Here is a 20717-nt window from a genome sequence, read left to right as displayed (position 1 = left end):
CAGGTGGCGGAAGAAGGGGCGGGGGTGGGGGCTGCGCGGGCGGGGAGCCAACGGCTGGAAAGCAGCTTCACGGTGGGCTCTATCCGTCGGTGGGAGTCGGAGTCGGCGTCGGCGTCGACGGGGAGGCCTTCACGGTGACCGACACCGCAGGCGATGCCGCCGACGGTGCGGTCGAAGACGTGCAGGTGACCGTGTAGGAGATGCTGATCGTTCCGGCCGTGTCCGGAGCGGTGAGGGTCGCAGCCGGGTTCGTGCCCGGTGCGATGTCGACCGTCGCATCGCCCGCGTTCAGGTTGTAGCTCGTGAGGTTCGCACCGGTCGGGCAGGTGTACGCCCCCCACTTGACCTGGAACTGCGCGCCGGCGGCGACAGACGACGGGGTCGCCGTCGGGGTCGAGGTCGGTGTGGCGGGTGCGACGGTCTCGCCATAGACGGTGAGGCCGATCGTCGTACCCTTGGCGATGTTGCCGACGGGGCTCACGGTGTAGACGACATCGACGAGGTCGGGGCTCGGTGCCGCGTTCTTGGTGATGCGCTCGGCTCCGAGACCCTGGGCGGAGAGCACGGCGGCAGCCGCGTCGAAGGTCTTGCCCTTGAGATCGGCGTCGTTCACGACCACCGTGTTCGAGGTGGCCGTCGGGGTCGGCGTCGTCGGCGGGGGCGAACTGGGAGTCGCCGAGGTCGACGGAGTCGTCGTGCCTGTCGACGGAACCTGGTTGCCGGAGTTGTTGCTGGTGGTGAGGGCGTAGATGGTGCCGCCGAGAACCAGGACGAGGATGATGATGAGCACGATGAGGGGCCAGGTCCACGGGCTCCGGGACTTCTTTGCCGGCTCCTCGTCGCCTGCGGCGGTCGCGAGGGATGCCGTTCCGGGGCCGCCCGGCACGCCGGATCCGTTGGTCGGACCGCCCACGAGCGAGCCGAACGCGGCGCCGGCGCCTGCAGCACCGGCGGTTCCGAGCACCGTCGTGGCCTGGGTGGGATCAGCCGCGGCGTTGCCGGCCGTCGGCATGAGCATGGTCGCGGTGTCGGCCGGGACGGAGCCGCTGCCGATCACAGCGGGCACGGCGGCGGCCGCCAGCGCGACATCTCCCTGCCGGAGGGCTGTCGCCGCGCGGGCGAGAGCAGCGCAGGAGGCGGGTCGGTCGGCGGGCTTCTTCGCGATGCAGCTGAGCACGAGGTTCCGCACAGGCTCCGCGATCGTCGCGGGCAGGGGCGGCGGTGCATCGTTGATCTGCGCCATGGCGATGGCAACCTGCGACTCGCCGGTGAAGGGACGTTTTCCGGCGAGGGACTCGTAGGCGACGATGCCGAGCGAGTAGATGTCGGTGGTCGACGAGGCCGACTGGCCGCTCGCCTGTTCGGGCGAGAGGTACTGCACGGTTCCCATGACCTGGCCGGTCGCGGTGAGCGGAACCTGGTCGGCGATCCGGGCGATTCCGAAGTCGGTGATCTTCACCCGGCCGTCGGGTGTGATGAGGAGGTTGCCGGGTTTGATGTCACGGTGCACGAGGCCTGCGTTGTGGGCTGCCTGGAGGGCCGAGGCCGTCTGCGCGATGATGTCGAGCACCCGGTCGGTCGAGAGCACGTGCTCCCGCTCGAGGATGACCGACAGCGCTTCGCCCGGAACGAGCTCCATGACGAGGTAGGCGCTGCCCTCCTCTTCGCCGTAGTCGAAGACGTTCGCGATGCCCTCGTGGTTCACGAGGGCCGCGTGGCGCGCCTCAGCGCGGAAACGCTCGAGGAAACCCGGGTCGCCGAGGTACTCGTCTTTCAGGATCTTGATGGCGACGTTCCGGCCGATGACGAGGTCGGTCGCCTGCCAGACCTCGCCCATACCACCGATCGCAATACGCGTGGACAGCTCGTACCTTCCCCCGAAGGTGAGCCCTGCTGTGGGTCTCATTTGTTCAGCACCGCCTCAAGTACTTTTTTGGCGATCGGAGCAGCAACTTCGTTGCCAGAGCCGGATTCGCCTAGTCCGCCGCCATTTTGTACCACTACTGCAACTGCAACCTGTGGGTTGTCTGCAGGAGCGAAACCTGTGAACCAGAGGGTGTACGGATCGCCCGTCCCGTTTTCCGCTGTTCCCGTCTTACCGGCCACACTGACTCCATCTATTCTTGCATTAGTCGCTGCGCCGGAATTGACAGCCTCGACCATCCATGAGGAAAGTGTCGAAGCTGTTACCGACGTGATGGGCTGGGCGAGCGTCTTCGGCTCGAACTGCTTCAGCACCGTCAGGTCGGGGGCCCGGATGTCGTCCACCAGGTTCGGCTGCATGATGGTTCCGCCGTTTGCGACGGCCATCGACTGCTCGACGATCTGCATCGGAGAGGCCCGCACGCTGGCCTGGCCGAACGACGAGAGCGCGAGGCCGGCGTCGTCGGCGATCGCCGGGAACTGGCTCGCCTCGACCGGGATCGGTGAGTCGAAGCCGGTGTTGTAGCCGTAGGCCTTGGCCATGTCGGTGAGGCCCTTCTCGCCCATCTCGACGCCGAGTTCGGCCATCGGGATGTTGCAGGAGAGCACGAACGCCGTCTTGATGCTCACCGTGTCTCCGGCGCCGCAGGTGCCGCCACCGGCGTTCTGCACGGTGTTGGTGCTGCCGGGCAGCTGGTACCGCGCCGGGTTCGGCAGCTGGTGGTCTGCGGTGAGACCGGCGTTCTGCAGTGCCGCTGAAGAGGTGACGATCTTGAACGTCGAACCGGGCGGGTCCAGGTCGCCCCCGAGCGTGCGGTTGATGAGCGGATTGCCGGAGTCGTCGAGGAGGGCCTGGTACTGCTGGATGACCGCCGCGGAGTCGTGCACCGCGAGCACGTTGGGGTCGTAGTCGGGCTTCGAGACCATGGCGAGGATGCGCCCGGTCTTCGGTTCCACGGCGACCACGGCGCCCTGCTGGTCGCCGAGAGCGTCGTAGGCGGCCTGCTGCACCTTCGGGTCGATCGTCAGCTCGACCGACGCGCCCTGCGGATTCTGGCCGGTCACGATGTTGTTCAGCTGGCTGAGGAACTGCGATCCGGAGGTGCCGCTGAGTTCTTCGTCGAGGGCGTCCTCTATTCCACTGGAACCCTGGTCGAGGGTGTAGTAGCCCGTGATCGCACTGTAGAGGGCACCGTTCGTGTAGGTGCGCTGGTACTTGTACTGGTCTGCAGAGGGCACGCTCTGGGCGATGGGCTGCCCGTCGACCAGGATCGCGCCGCGCTGGTTCGAGTAGCTGTTGTTGATGGTGCGGGCGTTCCGCGAGTCGCCGGCCAGGGTGTCCGCCGAGAAGAACTGGATGGTGGTCACCGACAGGAAGAGGGCGGCGAACATCGCCAGGATGACGATGGTGACGCGTTTGAGCTCACGGTTCATGGCGGCTACACCACCAGCCTGGGCTGGTTGCGCACGGTGTCCGAGAGCCGGAGCAGCAGCGCGACGATGATCCAGTTCGCGACGAGCGACGAGCCGCCCGCGGCGAGGAACGGTGTGGTGAGCCCGGTGAGCGGGATGACGCGGGTGACGCCGCCGATCACGATGAAGCACTGCAGCGCGATCACGAACGTGAGGCCGATGCCGAGCAGCCGGCCGAAATCGTCATTGCCCGCGAAGCTGATCCGGAGCCCGCGGGCGATGAACAGCAGGTAGAGCGCGAGGATCGCGAACAGACCGGCCATGCCGAGCTCCTCGCCGAGGCTCGCCACGATGTAGTCGCTCTGGGCGAGAGGGGTGATGTCGGGCTGCCCCTGCCCGAGGCCCGTACCGATGAGTCCGCCGTTGGCGAGCCCGAAGAGACCCTGCACGAGTTGGTAGCTGCCGCCCTGGGCGTCGTAGTTGGTGGTCGAGAACGGATCCAGCCAGTTGGAGAAGCGGTCGTTCACGTACACCAGCACCCGGCTGGCGATCAGGGCGCCACCGAGGAACAGGCCGACACCGATGATCACCCAGCTGAGGCGTGCCGTCGCCACGTAGATCATCACGACGAAGAGCCCGAAGTAGAGCAGTGCCGTGCCGAGGTCGCGCTGGAAGATGATCACCGACATCGAGGCGGCCCAGATGACGAGGATCGGCCCGAGGTCGCGCCCGCGCGGGAACCGCATGCCGAGGAACTTGCGCCCGACGGCCGAGAGGCTGTCACGCCGGGAGACGAGGTAGCCGGCGAAGAAGATCGCGAGGGCGATCTTCGCGACCTCGCCGGGCTGGAACGAGAGCGGTCCGATGCCGATCCAGACCCGTGCACCGTAGATCTCCTTGCCGATTCCGGGCAGGAGAGGGAGTACCAGCAGCACGCCCGAGAGGGCCATGAACACATAGGTGTACCGCTGCAGCACGCGGTGGTTGCGGAGCGCGACGATCACGACTAGCGCGGCGATGATCGCGATGGCGCTCCAGACGACCTGGCGCACGGCGGTGCTGTCCCAGCCCGTCGACCCGGGGATCTGGAGGTCGATGCGGTAGATCTCGGCGATGCCGATCCCGTTCAGGAGGGTGGCGATCGGCAGGATGAACGGATCCGCGTTCGGCGCGACGAACCGAAGCGCGATGTGGGCGCCGATGACCAGCACGGAGAGGCCGGCCCCGAGCAGGGCGACCTGCCCGTAGTCCACGGCCCCCTCTGCTCCGAGCTGCACGAGCACCACCGCGCCGGCGTTCACGAGGCAGGCGAAGAGCAGCAGGAAGAGCTCGAGATTGCGGAGCTTCTCGGGCACGTGGATGCGGCGCACCGGCTTCGCCCGGGTCGCTCCCTCTGTGGTGGATGCCACAGCGACACCGCCGCTAGCCACTCGGCACCGTGTCACTGATGCTCTGCACGGTGGCCCGCGCCGCATCGATCGTGTCCGCGCTGATCGTGTTCTGCACCTGGCTCTGCATGTACGCCGGAAGTGTGTCGACGCTGATGCCGGTGTCTTCGAACACGTGCGACAGGGTGATCGGCCCGATGGTCTGCTGAACGCCCTGGTAGATCGCGACATGGCCGTTCGTCTGGCCGACGAAGTAGCGCGACTGCGTCCACTGGTAGCCGAGCAGGAGACCGGCGGCGATGGCGAGCACCACGACGATGCTGCCGACGAGCCAGGTGATCCTGCGGTTGCGGCTCCGGCGGCGGTCTTCATCGATCAACTCGTCGAGGTAGTCATCGCCCTGCGCCTCGAAGTGCGACGGCTCCTGCGAGCCGCTTCCCCTGGGGTGCAGGCGGAGCCCGGGCATCCGCGTCGACTTGCGGTTCTGCGCGCCACCGTAGGCGACAGGCCGGGATGCCGCACCGACCGTCTGCGGGATGTAGGTGCTGCCCGTGAAGGACTCGCTGATGTCGACGACCACGATCGTGACGTTGTCGGGTGCCCCATGGTCGAGGCTCTGCTTCACGAGCAGGTCGGCGACAGCCTGCGGTGCAGGGTTGTCGGTGAGGGCTTTCGCGATGTCGTCGTTGTCGACCACGCCGGTGAGACCGTCGGAGCAGAGCAGCCAGCGGTCGCCGGGCCGGGTGTCCATCACCTGCAGGTCGACGTCGGGCGTCGAGTCGACGTCGCCGAGAACCCGCATGAGAACGGAGCGCCGCGGGTGCACCTTGGCTTCTTCGGCGGTGATGCGGCCGTTGTCGACGAGGCGCTGCACGAAGGTGTGGTCGGTGGTGATCTGGCTGAGCTTGCCGTCGCGGAACCGGTAGATGCGGGAGTCGCCGATGTGGGCAAGGGCAACACTGTGGCCGACCCGCACCAGCGCTGAGAGGGTCGTTCCCATTCCGGTGAGCTCCGGATGCTCGTACACGGCTTCGGCGAGGATGGCGTTCGCGCTGACGATGGCCTCCTGCAGCGCGAACTCCGCGTCGACGGCGGAACTGTACTCGCCGTCGATCTCGAGGAGCTTGTTCAGCGCGAGAGCGCTGGCGACGTCACCGCCGGCGTGCCCACCCATGCCGTCGGCCACGGCGAACAGGGACTGGCCGGCGTACCCGCTGTCCTGGTTGTTCGCCCGTACCCGGCCCACATGCGAGACCGCAGCGCTCTCCGTCACCAATGCCATGATGCCCCCGGTCGCCTAGCGCCGCAGTTCAAAACTGGTGGACCCAATTCTGACCGGAGTGTTGAGGGCGACGGGCGTGGGCTGGGTGACGCGCTTGCCGTCGAGGTAGGTGCCGTTGGTGGAGTCGAGATCCTGGATGACCCACTCGTTGTTCCAGTTGAGGAGGCGTGCGTGGTGGGTCGAGGTGTAGTCGTCGCGGATGACCACGCTCGAGTCCGTCGAACGGCCGATCGTGAGCGGGTCGACCCCGAGTTCGATCTCGGTTCCGGCCTTGGTGCCGGATGTGATGACGAGCTTGTGGGCGTTGCTTGTGGTGGCCCGCGGATGCACTCCCGCGCTCGATCCTTCGAGAGGGGTGAACACGGGGACCTTCGACTGCGGCGGCGGTGTCGGCGGGTGCGATGTGCCCGGCAGGCCGGCGGCCGATGCGGCGGCACCGACGACGATGCCCTGCGGTACAGACGGTGCGACGGGCGCGGCGGACGCCTGGGCCGGTGCCGCGCCGATGCCGGCGTTGGCCGGGGGCGGCGAGAAGCCCGGCGCGCTGCCGGCGGACGCTGTGCCCGACGGGTCGCGCATCTTGCGCACGCGCTGTCCGAACAGATCGGAACGCATCGCGTACACGATCACGAAGACGAAGACCCAGAGCAACGCGAGAAAACCGAAACGAAGGATCAGGAGGGTGAGCTCGCTCATAGATTCCACCGGAATCCGCCGGGCTCCGGCGGCTGGCCCTTTTCCGGTGCGGGGTCGTCGAGCGGGAAGGGCGCTGCCGCCCCGGGGGCCGGCTCGTCACGGGAGGCGCGTCGCGGCCGCTGGGGTGCGCGTTTCGCCCGTCGGGGGGCATCGTCGTCGTGGTCAGCAGCGGCAGCGGCTTCGGCTGCGGCGGCCCTGCGAGGCGATTCTGCGGGAGCGGGTGCGGGAGCAGGAGCGGGTGCAGGAACCGGCGGTGTCGCGGCCGGAGGAACGGCGGCCGGCGGTGCGGGACTGTGCGTGGCACCGGATGGGCTCGCCGCATCGAAGGCCTGCACGTCGGAGGCCTGCGCCAGCACACGGAACACGACGCGGGTGCGCCCGATCTGGATGACGGAGTCCGGCTCGACGACGGCCCGGGTGACCGCCTGGCCGTTCAGCTGTGACCCGTTCGTCGAGTCGAGGTCGCGCACCTCTGCGTGCCTGCCGTCCCAGAGGATCTCGATGTGCTTTCGCGAGATCCCTGTGTCTTCGACGGTGATGTCGGCTTCGCGGCCGCGGCCGATGATCGTGCGGGACCGGGTGATCGGGTAGCGCTTCCCCGCGACATCCAGAACCGGAGCCCAGACCACGTCGCGCTGCACCGTCGAGCTCTCGATCTCGAGGAGACCTGCGCTCAGGCGTGGCTGTTCGGCAAGGGTGACGCTGACGCTGCCGGCGAACTGGAAGCCCTGCGCACCCGCGTGCTTCTGCACCACCTGGGTGAGCTCGTCGACGAGTGTCGGGCCGAGGCTCTTCATGCGCTCGAAATCGCTCGAACCGACCAGCACGCGGAAGCTGTTGGGCACCAGGATGCGGTCACGCGAGACCACCGCCGCCTTGGTGTCGAGCTCGCGCTTGAGGGCGGAGCTGATCTCAACCGGCTGCAGCCCCGAGCGGAAGGTCTTGGCGAACGCGCCGTTCACAGCGCGCTCGAGACCTTTCTCGAAGTTGTCCAGTATTCCCACGCGTCTCCCATTTTCTGTGTGCCAGACGTCGCGTCGCGCACAAGGTGCCGGCATGAATGCTACGACAGATAGTACTGGCCCTACGTGTTAAAGGCCTGCAGTGAGTATCTTCCGGTCGATCTGCAGCCTGTGGACGAGAGGATGCCCGGCACGGCCGTTTTCGGATTCCGCTCTATCAGTGCTAATCTCGCTGAGTTGGCGCGAGTGGCGGAATTGGTAGACGCGCACGGTTCAGGTCCGTGTGTTCGTAAGGACGTGGGGGTTCAAGTCCCCCTTCGCGCACCAGCACAGAAGAAGGCCCCCGACCGGTAATCCGGCCCGGGGCCTTCTTCTTTTTCGGCGAGGGAGCCGAGGGCCGACGGAGTGCGTCGTCAGGGGCGGCGGGGGAAGAACGTGAGGAAGGCGCCGAAGGCGGCGAACATGCCGCCGAACGCGGCCAGCGCGAGGCCGAAGGAGACGATCGCGCCGTTGAAGACGAGGCCGAGAGTCGTGACCAGCAGGCCGAAGGCGAGGATGAGGAAGCCGTAGGCGAGCAGGGTCGCGGGGGCGGAGCGGCGCGGGGCGCCGGCAGGGTCGGAGTCGGTCATGGCTCTGAGCTTAGCTTCCGGCCTCGAACAGGTTTCTTGGGCTTGAGGCTCATAGACCTCAGGTGTATTCACTCTGGCTGCAGAATGGGCGGGCGGGTAGTCCTGAGGTATGGCCGAACCCCACTCCGAAGCTGCGCGCCTGGTCGGCGAACGCATGAGGGACACGCGGCAGCGCCTCGGGCTGAGCCAGGAGGATGTCGCGGAGCTTGCGGAAATGCATGTGACGAACGTGGGCAAGATCGAGCGGGGCCAGACGAACCCGAGCCTGTCGACGATCGTGGCGCTCGCAGGGGCGATGAACGCGGACCCCGGCCAGTGGGTGACGGGGCTCACGCCGGACATGATCCCGGGTCGCACACACAAGTTCACGGCTGCCGACCTGATTCGCGAGCAGAAGCGCCGCCAGGGCTGAGCCCCTGCCCCGAGAGCTGGGGTGGCTCATGCGTGCCCGCAGCTAGTCCGCGAGGCCCCCAGGCAGGCAATGAAGATTACCTGACGTAAAGCTTTCTCTGCGTGCGACGGCGCATTAGAGTCACTGGGGAACCGGCGAGATCGGCGCACAATACGAATTACCTGCAAAGGAGCAGTGTCATGGGATCGTTCGACAGACCATTCTCGAGAAGATCGTTCATCGTCGGCAGCGGCGCGGCCGCGTTGACGGTGGGCCTCGCCGCGATGGGTCCGGCGCAGGCCGCGCTCGCCGCTCCGGCGGTGCTCCCGCAGTTCACCTACGGCCCGAACGACAAGCTCGCCTCGTTCTATGCCCAGCGGAATCTGGCCGGCTCACAGAAGTGCACCATTCTGATGCTCGGTGACTCGATCACCGAAGGGCAGGGCGCGACGGCCCTGCAGAAGGGGTACCCGGCGCAGGTGCGCGACATCCTGCGGCAGAGCTACTCGTCGGGCGCGGTCGGCGGCCTCGACTACATTGCGGCACGGCACCAGACGACGGTGGCCCAGAACAAGCAGATGCCGCCCGAAGCCGGATTCGATTTCAGTGGCACGCCGGTGAACGGTACACAGTACGGTGTGGGCCGTCGGTGTGTGCCGCTCACGGCCGCTGCTGGCGTCGGTTCCCTTCCAGCTGCCGTGTTCACCTCTTTCAAGCTCGCGTGGCGCTCGCAATCGGTCGGTTCGCAGATCAAGGTGCGCGTCGACGGGGCTGCCTGGATCACGGTGACCGCCGACAACGTCGGTGACCGCACGTACACCTCGGCCTCGTACGCTCCGACCTCCCACCTCATCGAAGTGACCTACGGCGTGGGCACGGCATTCGTCGAGGGCGTCTGGCTGTTCAACGGCGACGAGAACAAGGGGATCCACGTGGTGGAGGGCGCGCAGTCCGGTTCTGCCACCTGGCAGTTCTCGATTGCTTCGTCGGGCGTGAGCACCTGGATCGATTCGATCGACCGGTTCTCGCCCTCGCTGGTGACGATGGCCTGGGGAACGAACGACATCTCCTCGAAGACGCCCGCCCAGATCTACACGGACACGAAGAATGTGATCAACCTGCTCCGCACCCACACCGCGGCGCCGATCCTGCTGACGCCTCCCTTCCAGCGCGCGACCGACGGGACGAACTGCACCTGGGCGCAGCTCCGCACCACCCTGCAGTCGGTTGCGGCGGCGGATCCGACCGTCGACTACTTCGACTTCGGCGCGTACATCCCCAAGCTGGCGGGCCCGGGCGGATCCGATCCCGATCACTGGCTCTATGACACCATCCACCCGAACGATGCCGGGTACCACGAGATGGGGCGCGTGCTCTCCGCCAAGCTGAGCGCGGTACCCGCGTGACCGTGAACACCCTCACCGCCGACGTCGCCGTGATCGGCGGCGGCCTCGGCGGCGTCGCGGCCGCGCTCGCGCTGCTCCGCAGGGGCCGTTCCGTCGTGCTCAGCGACGAGTTCCCCTGGCTCGGTGGGCAGCTGACCTCGCAGGCGGTGCCACCGGATGAGCACAAGTGGGTGGAGCAGTTCGGCGTGACGGCTTCCTACCGCACACTGAGGGAGAGCATCCGGCAGTACTACCGGGACTTCTATCCGCTCACCGATGCTGCGCGCCGCGATCCGCGGCTGAACCCCGGCGGGGGCCTGGTCAGCAAGCTCTGCCACGAACCGCGTGTGGCGGCAGCTGTGATCGAGCAACTGCTCGCCCCCTTCCGTTCGAGCGGGTTGCTGCGAGTTCTGCAGCCGTACGTGCCGGTCTCGGCCGAGCACGCAGAGGGCCGGGTCTCGAGTGTGCTGCTCCGCGACATCCGGAACAGCGACGAGGTGAGGGTGAGTGCGGCATACGTGCTCGACGCCACGGAGACCGGCGAACTGCTGCCCCTCACCGGCACGGCCTACGTCACGGGCGCGGAATCGGCCGCCGAGTACGGTGAGCCGAGTGCTCCCGCGACGGCAGATCCGAACAATGTGCAGGCGGTCACCTGGTGTTTCGCCTTCGACTGGGCGCCCGGCGACAACACGATCGAACGGCCGGCCGACTACGAGTACTGGAAGAACTACGAACCGTCGTTCTGGGGGGACCGGCTGTTGTCGTTCATCGCCCCGAACCCGCGCACCCTCCGACCGGAACGCCGCACGATGGTGGTGAATCCCCCGCTCGTCGACGGCCTCGACTCCGACCAGAGCCTGTCGGGCGGTGACAGCGACCTGTGGATGTTCCGCCGCATCATCGCCCGGTCGAACTTCACGCCCGGGACGTACGACAGTGACATCGTGCTGGCGAACTGGCCGATGCTCGACTACCTCGACGCCTCGATTCTCGACGCTCCGGATGCGGCCACCCACCTCGAGGCGACGAGGCAGCTCTCGCTGGCGTACTTCCACTGGTTGCAGACCGAGGCGCCACGGCCCGATGGGGGCTTCGGATGGCCGGGGCTCCGCCTCCGCGGCGATGTGCTCGGCACGGCGGACGGGCTCGCGCAGGCACCGTACATCCGCGAGTCCCGGCGCATCCGGGCCCTCACGACCATCGTCGAGCAGGACATCTCGGTGGCGAGCCGCGGAAGCGACGCCCCCGCCACCTTCGGGAAGTCGGTCGGCGTGGGCATGTACCGTATCGACCTGCACCCCTCGACCGGTGGCGACAACTACATCGACGTGGAGTGCTGCCCGTTCGAGATCCCGTTGGGGGCCCTCATTCCCCGGGAGACGGTGAACCTGCTTGCTGCATCGAAGAACATCGGTACGACGCACATCACGAACGGTGCGTACCGCCTGCATCCTGTCGAATGGAATGTGGGCGAGTCTGCCGGCGAACTGGCGGCGTTCTGCCTGGCAACGGGGAAGACCCCGTGTGCCGTGTGGGAGGACGACAGCCTGACCGAGGAATTCCAGACGCGTCTCGAGGCGTCCGGCATCGAAATCCACTGGCCCGAGATTCTGGGCTACTAGTAAGGAATGAGAGAGGCAATGAAATCAGCAAGGAAGCTGGCGGCGCTCGCCACCATTGCGGCGGGGGTTCTGCTCGTCTCCGCGTGCTCGGGAGGGTCGCCGAACGCGGCCCCGACCTCGGCCGCGCCCGGGAGTGTCGACCTGCGGATGTCGGTGTGGACCTCTGACGCCAAGCAACTGGCGCTCTTCACCTCGATCGCCGACCAGTACAAGACGACACATCCGGAGATCAAATCGATCACCTTCGAATCCCTGCCGTTCGCGGACTACAACACCACGCTCACCACCCAGGTCGCCGGCGGCAACGCACCCGACCTCGCGTGGGTCGGCGACATCGCGAAAGACCTGATCGTGTCGGATGCGATGGTTCCGCTGACGGAACCGTTCAAGGCAACCGAAGGCTACGACTACGGCGACATCCTGCCGAGCGTCGCGAAGTCGTTCTCGCAGGACGACGAGCTGTACGCCTACCCGTTCTCGAACTCGCCGTTCGCGCTGTACGTCAACAAGACGCTGCTCGCCCAGGCCGGCCAGACGGTGGATCCGGCGAACCTGACCTGGGACACGGTGTCGAAGATGGGCGCCGCAGTGAACGCCCAGACGGGCAAGGCCGGCTTTGTCATCCGCGACTTCAACTACTCATCGTGGCTGACCCTGCCCACGGTCTGGACCGGTTGGGGCGCCGAGGCGTGGAATGCGGCCGGCGACACCTGCGAGATGGACAGCCCGCAGATGGTCGACGCGTTCCAGTTCCTGCACGACTCGATCTACGTGAACAAGTCGATGCCGGGGCCGGGCACGACCGCCGACTTCTTCGCCGGGGACTCGGCCTTCACGACCGCACAGGTCAGCCGGGCATCCCTGCTCGACGGCTCGTTCGACTACGACATCTACCCGCTGCCGAAGGGCCCGGTGGGTGACTACTCGGTGCTCGGCCAGGCCGGCATGGGTGTGCTCCAGACGAGCAAGCACCCGCAGGAGGCGACCGACTTCCTCGCGTTCCTGACCAACCCGACGAACTCGGCCCAGCTGGCCCAGTTCTTCCCGCCGCCCCGCCAGTCGCTGCTCACCGGTGAGAAGCTCGCCGCCGTGAACACGAAGCTCACTGCCGACCAGCTGCAGCGTGTCGTGGTCGATGAGCTGCCCGAGGCGGTGTCACCCCCCGTGCACACCGGGCCGGCGCAGATCGCCCAGACCGGCAAGACGGTTCTCGACCGGATGTGGACACCCGACGCGAATGTGAAAGAGGTGCTCACCGACATGTGCACGGCCCTGAAGCCCCTGCTGACGGCGGAGTGACGCCGTGACCACGGCCGTACGCCAGGGGAAGCGGAGCTTCTGGACGATGAAGCGCCGCGATGTTCTGGCCGGCTACCTGTTCATAGCTCCCCAGTTCGTCGGGATCATCGCGTTCGTGCTGATCCCGGTCGGGCTCGGCATCTGGTTCAGCCTGAACAAGTGGAACATCTTCACCGGCAAGCTCACGTTCATCGGTGGTGACAACTACGCGGCCGCGATCAACGACCCGCAGCTGTCCAGTGTGCTGACCGCGACCGGGATCTTCTCGGCCGGCGTGGTCGTGCTGAACCTCGCTGTCGGGCTCGGGCTCGCGGTTCTGCTCAACCGGCGCATCAGGGGCGGGGCGCTGTTCCGCACGCTGTTCTTCTCCCCTGTCGTGATCTCGGTGGTGGCGTGGACGCTGGTCTGGGGCTTCCTGCTGCAGGACAACGGCGCGATCAACAACCTGCTCGCGCTCGCCGGGGTCGACGGCCCGAACTGGCTGCAGAACGGTGGCACGGCGATGGTCAGCGTGATCGTCACCCAGGTCATCCGGAGCGTCGGGGTCAACATGATCCTGTTCCTCTCGGCACTCCAGGGGGTGCCGAGCGATCTGTACGAGGCGGCGCACATCGATGGAGCCAGCCCGCGGGCCATCTTCTTCCGCATCACGCTGCCGCTCATCTCGCCGACCCTGCTGCTGACGTCGGTGATCACGATCGTGGGTTCGCTGCAGGCCTTTGCGCAGGTGGCCGTGCTCACGAAGGGCGGCCCGGAACTCTCGACGACCGTGCTGGTCTACTACGTGTTCCAGCAGGCGTTCCAGTTCAACAACATCGGCTACGGCTCGACGCTCGCACTCATGCTGCTGAGTTTCGTGCTGGTGCTGACGATCGTGCAGTGGCAGCTCCGACGCAAGTGGGTGTTCTATGAAGACTGAGACTCTCGCGCGGCCCACGGGTTCCGCGCCGGCTGCGGCGTTCCGGGCGCCGGTGCCGTCGGGCATCCGGAAGCCCCGGCCCGTGCGCTCGCGGCTGCGGTCGGTCATCCTGATCGCCGCGCTGGTCGTGCTCGTCATCCCGTTCGCCGTTCCGACGATCTGGATGATCACCTCGTCGTTCAAGCCGCTGAACGAGATCTTCGCCTCCCCGCCGACGCTGTTCGCGGCCAACCCGACGACGTCGGCGTACGCCGAGGCGTTCACGTTCCAGCCGTTCGCGAGGCAGTACCTCAACAGCCTCTACATCGCGGCGATCGTCACGGTCGTCACCATGGCGGTGTCGAGCCTGGCGGGGTACGCGTTCGCGCGCATCCGGTTCCCCGGCAAGAACGTGCTCTTCCTCATCGTGCTGACCGGGCTGCTGGTGCCGAGTGAGGTGACGATCATCCCGCTCTTCCAGATCTTCAAGACGCTGGGGTTGATCAACACGCATCTGCCGCTGATCCTGGTGCCTGCGTTCGGGGCGCCGGCGGTGCTCGGCACGTTCATCATGCGGCAGTTCTTCATCTCGCTGCCGGTGGAGCTGGAGGAGGCCGCGCGGCTCGACGGGCTCGGGCGGATCGCCATCTGGTGGCGGATCTGCATGCCGCTGGCGAAACCCGCGCTCTCGGCGGTGGCCATCCTGACCTTCCTCGGGTCGTGGAACATGTACCTCGAACCGACGGTCTACCTCACGAGCCCAGAGCTGTTCACGCTGCCCCAGGCGCTCACCCGGTTCACGGATGCCTACGGCGGCGAGATGTGGGACGTGCAGCTGGCCGCCGCGACGATGACGGTGGTGCCGGTGCTGATCGTGTTCCTGATCGCGCAGCGGCAGTTCGTGGAGGGTCTCGCCCACTCCGGCCTCAAAGGCTGAGAAGATACGGCCATGTTCACCGATCTGCCCGAGGCGGCGCTGCGTACGTTCCGCAGCGCCGTCGTCGACCCTGTCGACTTCGACGAGTTCTGGGAGGCGACCCTGGGGTCGGCACGGTCGCTCGCCGCCTCGCGGCCGCCCGTGTTCACGCCCTTCGCGACGGCGCTCACGAGTGTGACGGTGACGGATGTCGCGTTCGCGGGTTTCGGGGGCGACGAGGTTCGGGGGTGGCTCATCGCGCCGGCGGGCGTGGATGTCGCGGCCACGGTCGGAGCGGATGGCGGCGCGCAGCTTCCCGCGGTGATCGAGTACCTCGGCTACGGCGGCGGGCGGGGCAACCCGTTGTCGCACCTGCTGTACGCCTCAGCGGGGTTCGTGCACTTCGTGATGGACTCGCGCGGGCAGGGCTCCGGCCGTGGGCAGGGTGCGGGATCGACCGCAGACCCGCACGGCTCCGGGCCGGCGTTCTCCGGAGTGATGACACGGGGCATCGCCGACCGCGACAGCTATTACTATCGGCGCCTGATCACCGACGCGGTGCTGGCGGTCGACGTGGTTGCGGCACTGCCGTTCGTCGACGGGTCGCGGCTCGGCGTGGTGGGCGGCAGCCAGGGCGGGGCTCTCGCGCTCGCCGTGGCGGGGCTCCGCGACGACCTGGCGGCGGCCGTGGTCTTCGTGCCGTTCCTGTCGGACATCATGCGCGCGACCACGATCACGAACGAGAACCCGTACGCCGAGATCGCGCACTACCTCTCGACGCAACGTTCACGTGTTGAGGAGGTCGCGTCGACGCTCGCGTACTTCGACGGGGTCAACTTCGCGCGGCGGGCCTCCGCTCCCGGCTGGTACAGCGCTGCGCTGATGGATCCGGTCTGCCCGCCGTCGACCGTGTTCGCGTCGTACAACGAGTACGCGGGGCCGAAACAGATGACGGTGTGGCCGTACAACGGGCACGAGGGCGGGGCGATGGAGGACCGCGCGGCGTCGCTCCGCGTGTTCGCGGAGGTGCTGCGGGGCTGAGGCCGCTGTGCTGCGCCGTGCCACGTCCCGCCCGGGAGGAGCTCAGCCGAACCTCGGCGTATACGGGGTCGGATCTGCTGACGTCCTCCCGAGGGGGGATGGGGCCGACGGGGACGCGGGGTTGGAGCCCGCTTGGGGGGGTCTTCAGGGGCGGGGGCTAGTGAAGCGGAGGGTGAGCAGCTGGAACGGACGGAGCTCGAGGCGCACGTCGGTGACGCCGACCGCAGTGGCGGGCGTCACGAGGGCGACGGGCGGCACGGGACGTTCGAGCAGGTCGGTCTCGTGGATGCCCGAGGTGGCGAATCCGGCCGTGACGGTGGCGCGGGAACGGGATCCGGTCGACTCGTAGAGCCGCACGACGACGTCACCGCTGCCGTCGCGGGCGAGCTTCACGGCCTCGACCACGATCGCGGGGTTGTCCACGGTGAGGAGTGGCTCGATCATCCGGGAACCCACCCCCTCGAACGTGCGGAGCGGGAGGTTCCTGCGGTAGCCGGCTTCGACGGCGTCGAGGATGTTCGCGCCGAGTCCGACCGAGACGTTGAGGGTGTGGAGGCCCTGGTCGGCTGCCGGGTCGGGGAAGGTGGGCGCGCGGAGGAGTGAGAGGCGCACCGTGGTGGCCGACGCGCGGGAGCCCGGCTGCGCGGGTGACCCGGGCGACGCGGGCGGGGTGGATGACGCGGGCGGGCGCGTGCGGCCGATGTCGTGCCCGTACGTCGAGTCGTTCGCGATGACGACGCCGTAGTCGCGCTCGCCGACGTGCACCCAGCGGTGCGCCGAGGTCTCGAAGCGGGCCGCATCCCACGACGTGTTGGCGTGGGTGGAGCGGAAGATGTGGCCGAACTGGATCTCCGAGGCAGCCCGGTCGGCGTGCAGGTCGAGGGGGAAGGCGAGCTTCAGCAGTTTCTGCCGCTCGTGCCAGTCGATGACGTTCTCGATGTCGAGGGTCGCTGCTCCCGGCCGGAGGGTCAGGGTCTGCACGATGGTCGACGAGCCGAACGAGCGCGCGATGCGGAGCGAGGCCGAGCCGGGGCCGGGGCCGGAGTCCGGGCCGGAACCTGCAGCCACGAGCTCGACCGAATCGACCTCGGTGAGGTCCACCGTGTTGTGCCGGTAGTGGTCGTCGATGTCCCACGCGTCCCACTTGTTGGGTGTGTCGCGGTGCAGTTGCAGCAGGTTGGCGGCGGTGCCGGCGGGAACGAGTTCACGCCCGATCCGCAGGTCGAACAGCGACCGGATGAGGCCGTTCGCGTCGACACCGACCCGCACAACCCCGTTGTCGAGCAGCCAGCCGTCGGCGGAGGCCCGGGCATCCACCGTACCGACCGGCGCGGGCAGCATCGAGCCGCCGAGAGCGGGCACCCCGTCGATGGCGAACGGCGAGGCGTTGACGGTCAACTCCGCGGTTCCGGAGCCGGCGAGGGCTTCGATCGACGAGCGGATGATCTGCTCGAGCACCCGGGCGACGCGGGCGTAGTTCCGCTCGGCCTCCTGGTGCACCCACGCGATCGAGGTGCCCGGAAGCACGTCGTGGAACTGCTGCAGCAGCACGGTGTGCCAGCACTGCTGCAGGGCATCCACCGGGTACGGCGTACCGACGCGTACCGTCGCCGTGCTGGCCCAGAGCTCGGCCTCGCGGAGAAGGTGTTCGCTCCGCCGGTTGCCGCGCTTGGTGCGGGCCTGGGAGGTGTAGGTGCCCCGGTGGAACTCGAGGTACAGCTCGCCCGACCACACGGGCGGCTGCGGGTATTCGGCCTCTGCGGCCTCGAAGAACCGTCGTGGGCTCGACAGTTCGACCGTCGGGGAGCCCTCGAGATCTTCGGCCCGCGACGCCGCGGCAAGCATCTCGCGGGTGGGTCCCCCGCCGCCGTCGCCGTAGCCGAACGGCACCAGCGACATGGTGCCTCGGCCCTTCTCGGCGTACTGGCGCTCGGCGCGCGCCAGGTCTTCGCCCGACAGATCCGAGTTGTAGAGGTCGACCGGGGGGAAGTGCGTGAAGATCTGGGTGCCGTCGATCCCTTCCCAGTGGAACGTGTGGTGCGGCATCACGTTGGTCTCGTTCCACGAGATCTTCTGCGTCAGGAACCAGCGGGCCCCGGCCGCGACGGCGATCTGCGGGAGCGCGGCCGAGTATCCGAACGAGTCGGGCAGCCAGACCTCCTCGGTGTCGACCCCGAACTCCTCGAGGAAGAACGCCTTGCCCTCGACGAACTGCCGGGCCAGCGCCTCGCCGCCCGGCAGGTTGGTGTCGGACTCGACCCACATGCCGCCGACCGGCACGAAGTTGCCCGATGCGACACGCGCGCGCACCCGCTCGAAGAGCTCGGGGTAGAACTCCTTCAGCCAGGCGTACTGCTGGGCCGAGGAGGCGGCGAACACGAATTCCGGATGCTCGTCGATGAGGTCGCACACATTCGAGAAGGTTCGCGCCACCTTCCGCACGGTCTCGCGCGTCGGCCAGAGCCAGGCGGAGTCGATGTGTGCGTGGCCGACCGCGTGAAGGTGGTGGGCGCTCGCCCCGGCCGGCTTGGAGAGCGGCACGGCGAGGATGTCGCGGGCGAGGCCGGCCGTGCCCGCGACATCCTCGGGGTCGAGCACATCGACGGCCCGGTCGAGCGCCACCATGATCTCGGCCTGGCGCTGCGACGACTCCGGCAGTTGGGCGGCGAGACCGACGAGGGTGCGGAAGTCCTGTTCGAGCTCCCAGACGGTCTCGTCGAGCAGGCCCAGTTCGAGGCGGGCCAGGCGGTAGATGGGCTCGGCACCCGCGGTGGCCTTGTCGCCGTAGGGCGTCGGGGCGAACGACCAGTCGCCGGTGACGTTCGGGTTCGAGGCGGCTTCGATGAGCAGGTCGATCGTCTGCGCCGCGCCGAGCGGCACCGTCCTGTTGAACGGCTCGACCGCCTTCACGATGCGGCCGTCGACGGTGTAGACCGTTCCCTCCGCCTCGAAGCCGGACTGCGCGCCCGTGTAACCGAGGTCGACGACGAGCTGGGTCTGTGTGCCCTCGATGGCCGCCCATTCTGCCGGCATCTCCCCCGTGACCCGGAACCACACCGTTCCCCAGGGCTTGCCCCAGAGCCGGCCCACCGCGAACGGCTCGAAGTCGCCGAGGTGCTCGAGCATCCCGCTGAACGGCACCGGCTCGTCGGGCACGTTCCACGCGGTGATGCTCAGAGGTGCCGTGGCGCGGTGGAGCGCCGGCAGGATGCGCTCCCGGCGGAACCGTTCGACACGCTGCTGGATCTGGGTGGTGCTGAAGTGCATGGGGTGCGGGTGCTCTCTGTGCCGGATGCTTGGGGTGTGGGAGTGCGTTACGACGCGATGACGACGCGGTGCCCGTCGGGGAACACGGCCACCTTCCGCCACGTTGCACCATTCTTCTCCCACCCCTCGTTCACCGCACCGGCGGCCGGGGTCGGGACGGCGTCGGCGAAGCGGTTCTGCGTCGTGTATCCCTGCGCGGCGACCGACGTCGTTCCGGGCAGGTCGAACGAGGAACGGTACCCGCCGTCGGTGACCAGCGCGTACTCGTCGTCGACGCCGGCCCCGAGCTCGATTGTCGGTGTGATGAAACGGGTGGACCGGGCATCCGAACCCAGCACCATCGCCTTCTGGTTCGGGAACTGGCTCCGGATGACACCGAAGTAGCCGCCCACGACCGTGAGGTTCCGCACGTAGTAGTCGGATCCGCGGTTGTCGACACCGACCGCCAGGCAGCTCGCTCCGGAGGTGGGGAAGAAGTTGGGGTTCACAATCATGTGGCTGATGCCGGCGTCGATCTTGATCTCGTAGGGCCCACGGGAGCCCTCCGAACGGAAGTTCAGAAGGGTCAGGCCTGAATTCACCGAGCGGAGGTTCTGGTTGCGCACCGACTGCAGGCCGACCGTTCCGCCGATGGCCTGGCAGTCGAGCAGGGTCATGTTCGTCGGTGCGAGCAGGAAGCCCCCGAGCCCGGGGCTGATCGCCTCGACATTGGTCATCGAGCCGCCGATCGAGGCGAGGCCCGAATCCTCGACGCCCCAGCCGCCCGGTGCGACGATCTTGATCTTGTTCCACGCGTTCGCGTACGAATATTCGTCGTTCACGCCGCCGACGAACGTGGCGCGCTCGCGGAAGATGCCCGACTTGCCGGTCTTCTGGATCCAGAGGTTGCGGAACTCGCAGTTCACCAGAGACCGCAGGTAGAGGCCGTTGCCGCCGCCCGGCGTACCGGTCAGCTCGAAGTCGGCGAGCATCACGCCCGTGGCCTTGTTGTTGTTCGCCGGGCCGGATTTGTCGTCGACCTGGCCGCAGACGGTGAAGATGTCCTTCGTCGAACCGGCGATCTGGATGATGCGGGTCTTCCGCATCCCGGCACCGACGATCTTCGGGCCGGCGTAGCCGTACGGCAGGCCATTCGAGGGCTGGGTCGGCGTTCCGCGGTAGTCGACGGCGAGGCCGGACACGTAGAGCTCACCGGCGGGCAGGGCGACCTCACCACCCGGGGCGGTCATCGCCTTGGTGATCGCGGCCTGGATGGCGGCCGTGTTGTCGGCGCCGGGAGTCTGGTTGAAGTTGAACTCGGGGTCGAGGGGGGAGATCGGGCCCTCCGTGACGGTGATCGGGGTCTGGTGGGGGCCTCCCTTCCGCGCCGCTTCGGCCGCAGCCGCGGTGCCGGTGTTGTCGGGGGTTGCCGCGTCTGCGCGCGCCGGCGCTGCAGCCGCAACCACTCCCGCCGCGGCGATCGCTGCTCCCGCGAGGAAGTTGCGGCGGCCTGTGCCGAACTCGCTGAGAGGTGCGCCCTTCAGGGCCTTCGATTCTGCGCGACGCTCTGTCATCTTTGACATGGTGTGCTGTCCTTCGGTACGGATGGTCGGTTCTGTCTCT

At 67.8% G+C, this 20717-nt stretch carries 15 protein-coding genes, 1 tRNA gene and 1 pseudogene; 8 read left to right on the top strand and 9 right to left on the bottom strand.

Features of this window, described 5'->3' with window-relative positions; all coding sequences use genetic code 11:
* Positions 1–79: 79 nt before the first annotated feature.
* The 6 genes and pseudogenes from FB464_RS14585 to FB464_RS14560 form a co-directional block, all read right to left on the bottom strand.
* Complete coding sequence (locus tag FB464_RS14585; protein ID WP_116413208.1) at positions 80–1906, bottom strand: serine/threonine-protein kinase; 1827 nt, start codon at positions 1904–1906, stop codon at positions 80–82.
* A complete protein-coding gene (locus FB464_RS14580) occupies positions 1903–3357 on the bottom strand; it encodes a peptidoglycan D,D-transpeptidase FtsI family protein (RefSeq protein WP_116413209.1) in 1455 nt (484 codons plus the stop codon). Before FB464_RS14580 ends, FB464_RS14585 begins: the two co-directional genes overlap by 4 nt.
* A 5-nt stretch (positions 3358–3362) precedes the next feature.
* Positions 3363–4745 carry an FtsW/RodA/SpoVE family cell cycle protein gene (locus FB464_RS14575; RefSeq protein WP_246093077.1) on the bottom strand — a complete coding sequence of 461 codons (1383 nt, stop codon included), beginning with the start codon at positions 4743–4745 and terminating at the stop codon, positions 3363–3365.
* 13 nt (positions 4746–4758) lie between these two features.
* A complete protein-coding gene (locus FB464_RS14570; protein WP_116413211.1) occupies positions 4759–6006 on the bottom strand; it encodes a PP2C family protein-serine/threonine phosphatase in 1248 nt (415 codons plus the stop codon).
* A 15-nt stretch (positions 6007–6021) separates the two neighbouring features.
* Positions 6022–6702: an FHA domain-containing protein FhaB/FipA gene (locus FB464_RS14565; RefSeq protein ID WP_116413212.1), complete on the bottom strand. Its 681-nt coding sequence runs from the start codon at positions 6700–6702 to the stop codon at positions 6022–6024.
* Positions 6703–7037: 335 nt separating this feature from the next.
* Positions 7038–7706, bottom strand: a pseudogene (locus tag FB464_RS14560) (FhaA domain-containing protein); the annotation flags it as partial.
* A 198-nt stretch (positions 7707–7904) separates the two neighbouring features.
* Between FB464_RS14560 and FB464_RS14555 the strand changes: the two are divergent.
* Positions 7905–7991 (top strand) — tRNA-Leu (locus FB464_RS14555).
* Between the two features lie 86 nt (positions 7992–8077).
* Here the strand turns inward: FB464_RS14555 and FB464_RS14550 are convergent.
* Entirely contained in the window at positions 8078–8293 is a 216-nt protein-coding gene (locus tag FB464_RS14550; RefSeq protein ID WP_116413213.1) for a hypothetical protein, read from the bottom strand.
* 109 nt (positions 8294–8402) lie between these two features.
* Between FB464_RS14550 and FB464_RS14545 the strand changes: the two genes are divergently transcribed.
* From FB464_RS14545 to FB464_RS14515, 7 genes are all read left to right on the top strand, one after another.
* The gene (locus FB464_RS14545; protein WP_116413214.1) at positions 8403–8705 is read left to right on the top strand and encodes a helix-turn-helix domain-containing protein; all 303 of its coding nucleotides are present in this window, start codon (positions 8403–8405) and stop codon (positions 8703–8705) included.
* A 179-nt stretch (positions 8706–8884) separates the two neighbouring features.
* Positions 8885–10090, top strand: a complete 1206-nt coding sequence (locus tag FB464_RS14540; RefSeq protein WP_116413215.1) for an SGNH/GDSL hydrolase family protein — start codon at positions 8885–8887, stop codon at positions 10088–10090.
* A 2-nt stretch (positions 10091–10092) separates the two neighbouring features.
* The gene (locus FB464_RS14535) at positions 10093–11694 is read left to right on the top strand and encodes an FAD-dependent oxidoreductase (RefSeq protein WP_116416386.1); all 1602 of its coding nucleotides are present in this window, start codon (positions 10093–10095) and stop codon (positions 11692–11694) included.
* Between the two features lie 18 nt (positions 11695–11712).
* Positions 11713–12993, top strand: a complete 1281-nt coding sequence (locus FB464_RS14530) for an ABC transporter substrate-binding protein (protein ID WP_116413216.1) — start codon at positions 11713–11715, stop codon at positions 12991–12993.
* Between the two features lie 4 nt (positions 12994–12997).
* On the top strand, positions 12998–13912 hold the full coding sequence (locus FB464_RS14525) for a carbohydrate ABC transporter permease (RefSeq protein ID WP_246093076.1): 915 nt from the start codon (positions 12998–13000) through the stop codon (positions 13910–13912).
* Positions 13902–14828 (top strand): carbohydrate ABC transporter permease, encoded by a 927-nt coding sequence (locus FB464_RS14520; protein ID WP_116413217.1) that lies wholly within the window; start codon positions 13902–13904, stop codon positions 14826–14828. Before FB464_RS14525 ends, FB464_RS14520 begins: the two co-directional genes overlap by 11 nt.
* 12 nt (positions 14829–14840) lie before the next feature.
* Entirely contained in the window at positions 14841–15848 is a 1008-nt protein-coding gene (locus tag FB464_RS14515; RefSeq protein ID WP_116413218.1) for an acetylxylan esterase, read from the top strand.
* A 144-nt stretch (positions 15849–15992) separates the two neighbouring features.
* Here FB464_RS14515 and FB464_RS14510 read toward each other — a convergent pair whose 3' ends face one another.
* Both FB464_RS14510 and FB464_RS14505 read right to left on the bottom strand, forming a co-directional pair.
* Positions 15993–19115, bottom strand: a complete 3123-nt coding sequence (locus tag FB464_RS14510) for an alpha-mannosidase (RefSeq protein ID WP_116413219.1) — start codon at positions 19113–19115, stop codon at positions 15993–15995.
* A gap of 47 nt (positions 19116–19162) precedes the next feature.
* Positions 19163–20677 (bottom strand): hypothetical protein, encoded by a 1515-nt coding sequence (locus FB464_RS14505; RefSeq protein ID WP_142206728.1) that lies wholly within the window; start codon positions 20675–20677, stop codon positions 19163–19165.
* Positions 20678–20717 lie beyond the last annotated feature (40 nt).

Origin of the sequence: Subtercola boreus (genome assembly GCF_006716115.1) — a bacterium.
Classification (GTDB): Bacteria; Actinomycetota; Actinomycetes; order Actinomycetales; family Microbacteriaceae; genus Subtercola; species Subtercola boreus.
The sequence above is the reverse complement of the archived record's forward strand: the minus strand, read 5'-3'. Positions and strand labels throughout refer to the sequence as shown.

What these genes read in the sequence shown, in the direction of transcription:
- FB464_RS14585 (WP_116413208.1), bottom strand. Translation starts at nt 1,906, where the DNA reads ATGAGACCCACAGCAGGGCTCACCTTCGGGGGAAGGTACGAGCTGTCC.
- FB464_RS14570 (WP_116413211.1), bottom strand. Translation starts at nt 6,006, where the DNA reads ATGGCATTGGTGACGGAGAGCGCTGCGGTCTCGCATGTGGGCCGGGTA.
- FB464_RS14545 (WP_116413214.1), top strand. Translation starts at nt 8,403, where the DNA reads ATGGCCGAACCCCACTCCGAAGCTGCGCGCCTGGTCGGCGAACGCATG.
- FB464_RS14530 (WP_116413216.1), top strand. Translation starts at nt 11,713, where the DNA reads ATGAAATCAGCAAGGAAGCTGGCGGCGCTCGCCACCATTGCGGCGGGG.
- FB464_RS14510 (WP_116413219.1), bottom strand. Translation starts at nt 19,115, where the DNA reads ATGCACTTCAGCACCACCCAGATCCAGCAGCGTGTCGAACGGTTCCGC.
- FB464_RS14520 (WP_116413217.1), top strand. Translation starts at nt 13,902, where the DNA reads ATGAAGACTGAGACTCTCGCGCGGCCCACGGGTTCCGCGCCGGCTGCG.
- FB464_RS14505 (WP_142206728.1), bottom strand. Translation starts at nt 20,677, where the DNA reads ATGTCAAAGATGACAGAGCGTCGCGCAGAATCGAAGGCCCTGAAGGGC.
- FB464_RS14580 (WP_116413209.1), bottom strand. Translation starts at nt 3,357, where the DNA reads ATGAACCGTGAGCTCAAACGCGTCACCATCGTCATCCTGGCGATGTTC.
- FB464_RS14565 (WP_116413212.1), bottom strand. Translation starts at nt 6,702, where the DNA reads ATGAGCGAGCTCACCCTCCTGATCCTTCGTTTCGGTTTTCTCGCGTTG.
- FB464_RS14540 (WP_116413215.1), top strand. Translation starts at nt 8,885, where the DNA reads ATGGGATCGTTCGACAGACCATTCTCGAGAAGATCGTTCATCGTCGGC.
- FB464_RS14550 (WP_116413213.1), bottom strand. Translation starts at nt 8,293, where the DNA reads ATGACCGACTCCGACCCTGCCGGCGCCCCGCGCCGCTCCGCCCCCGCG.
- FB464_RS14515 (WP_116413218.1), top strand. Translation starts at nt 14,841, where the DNA reads ATGTTCACCGATCTGCCCGAGGCGGCGCTGCGTACGTTCCGCAGCGCC.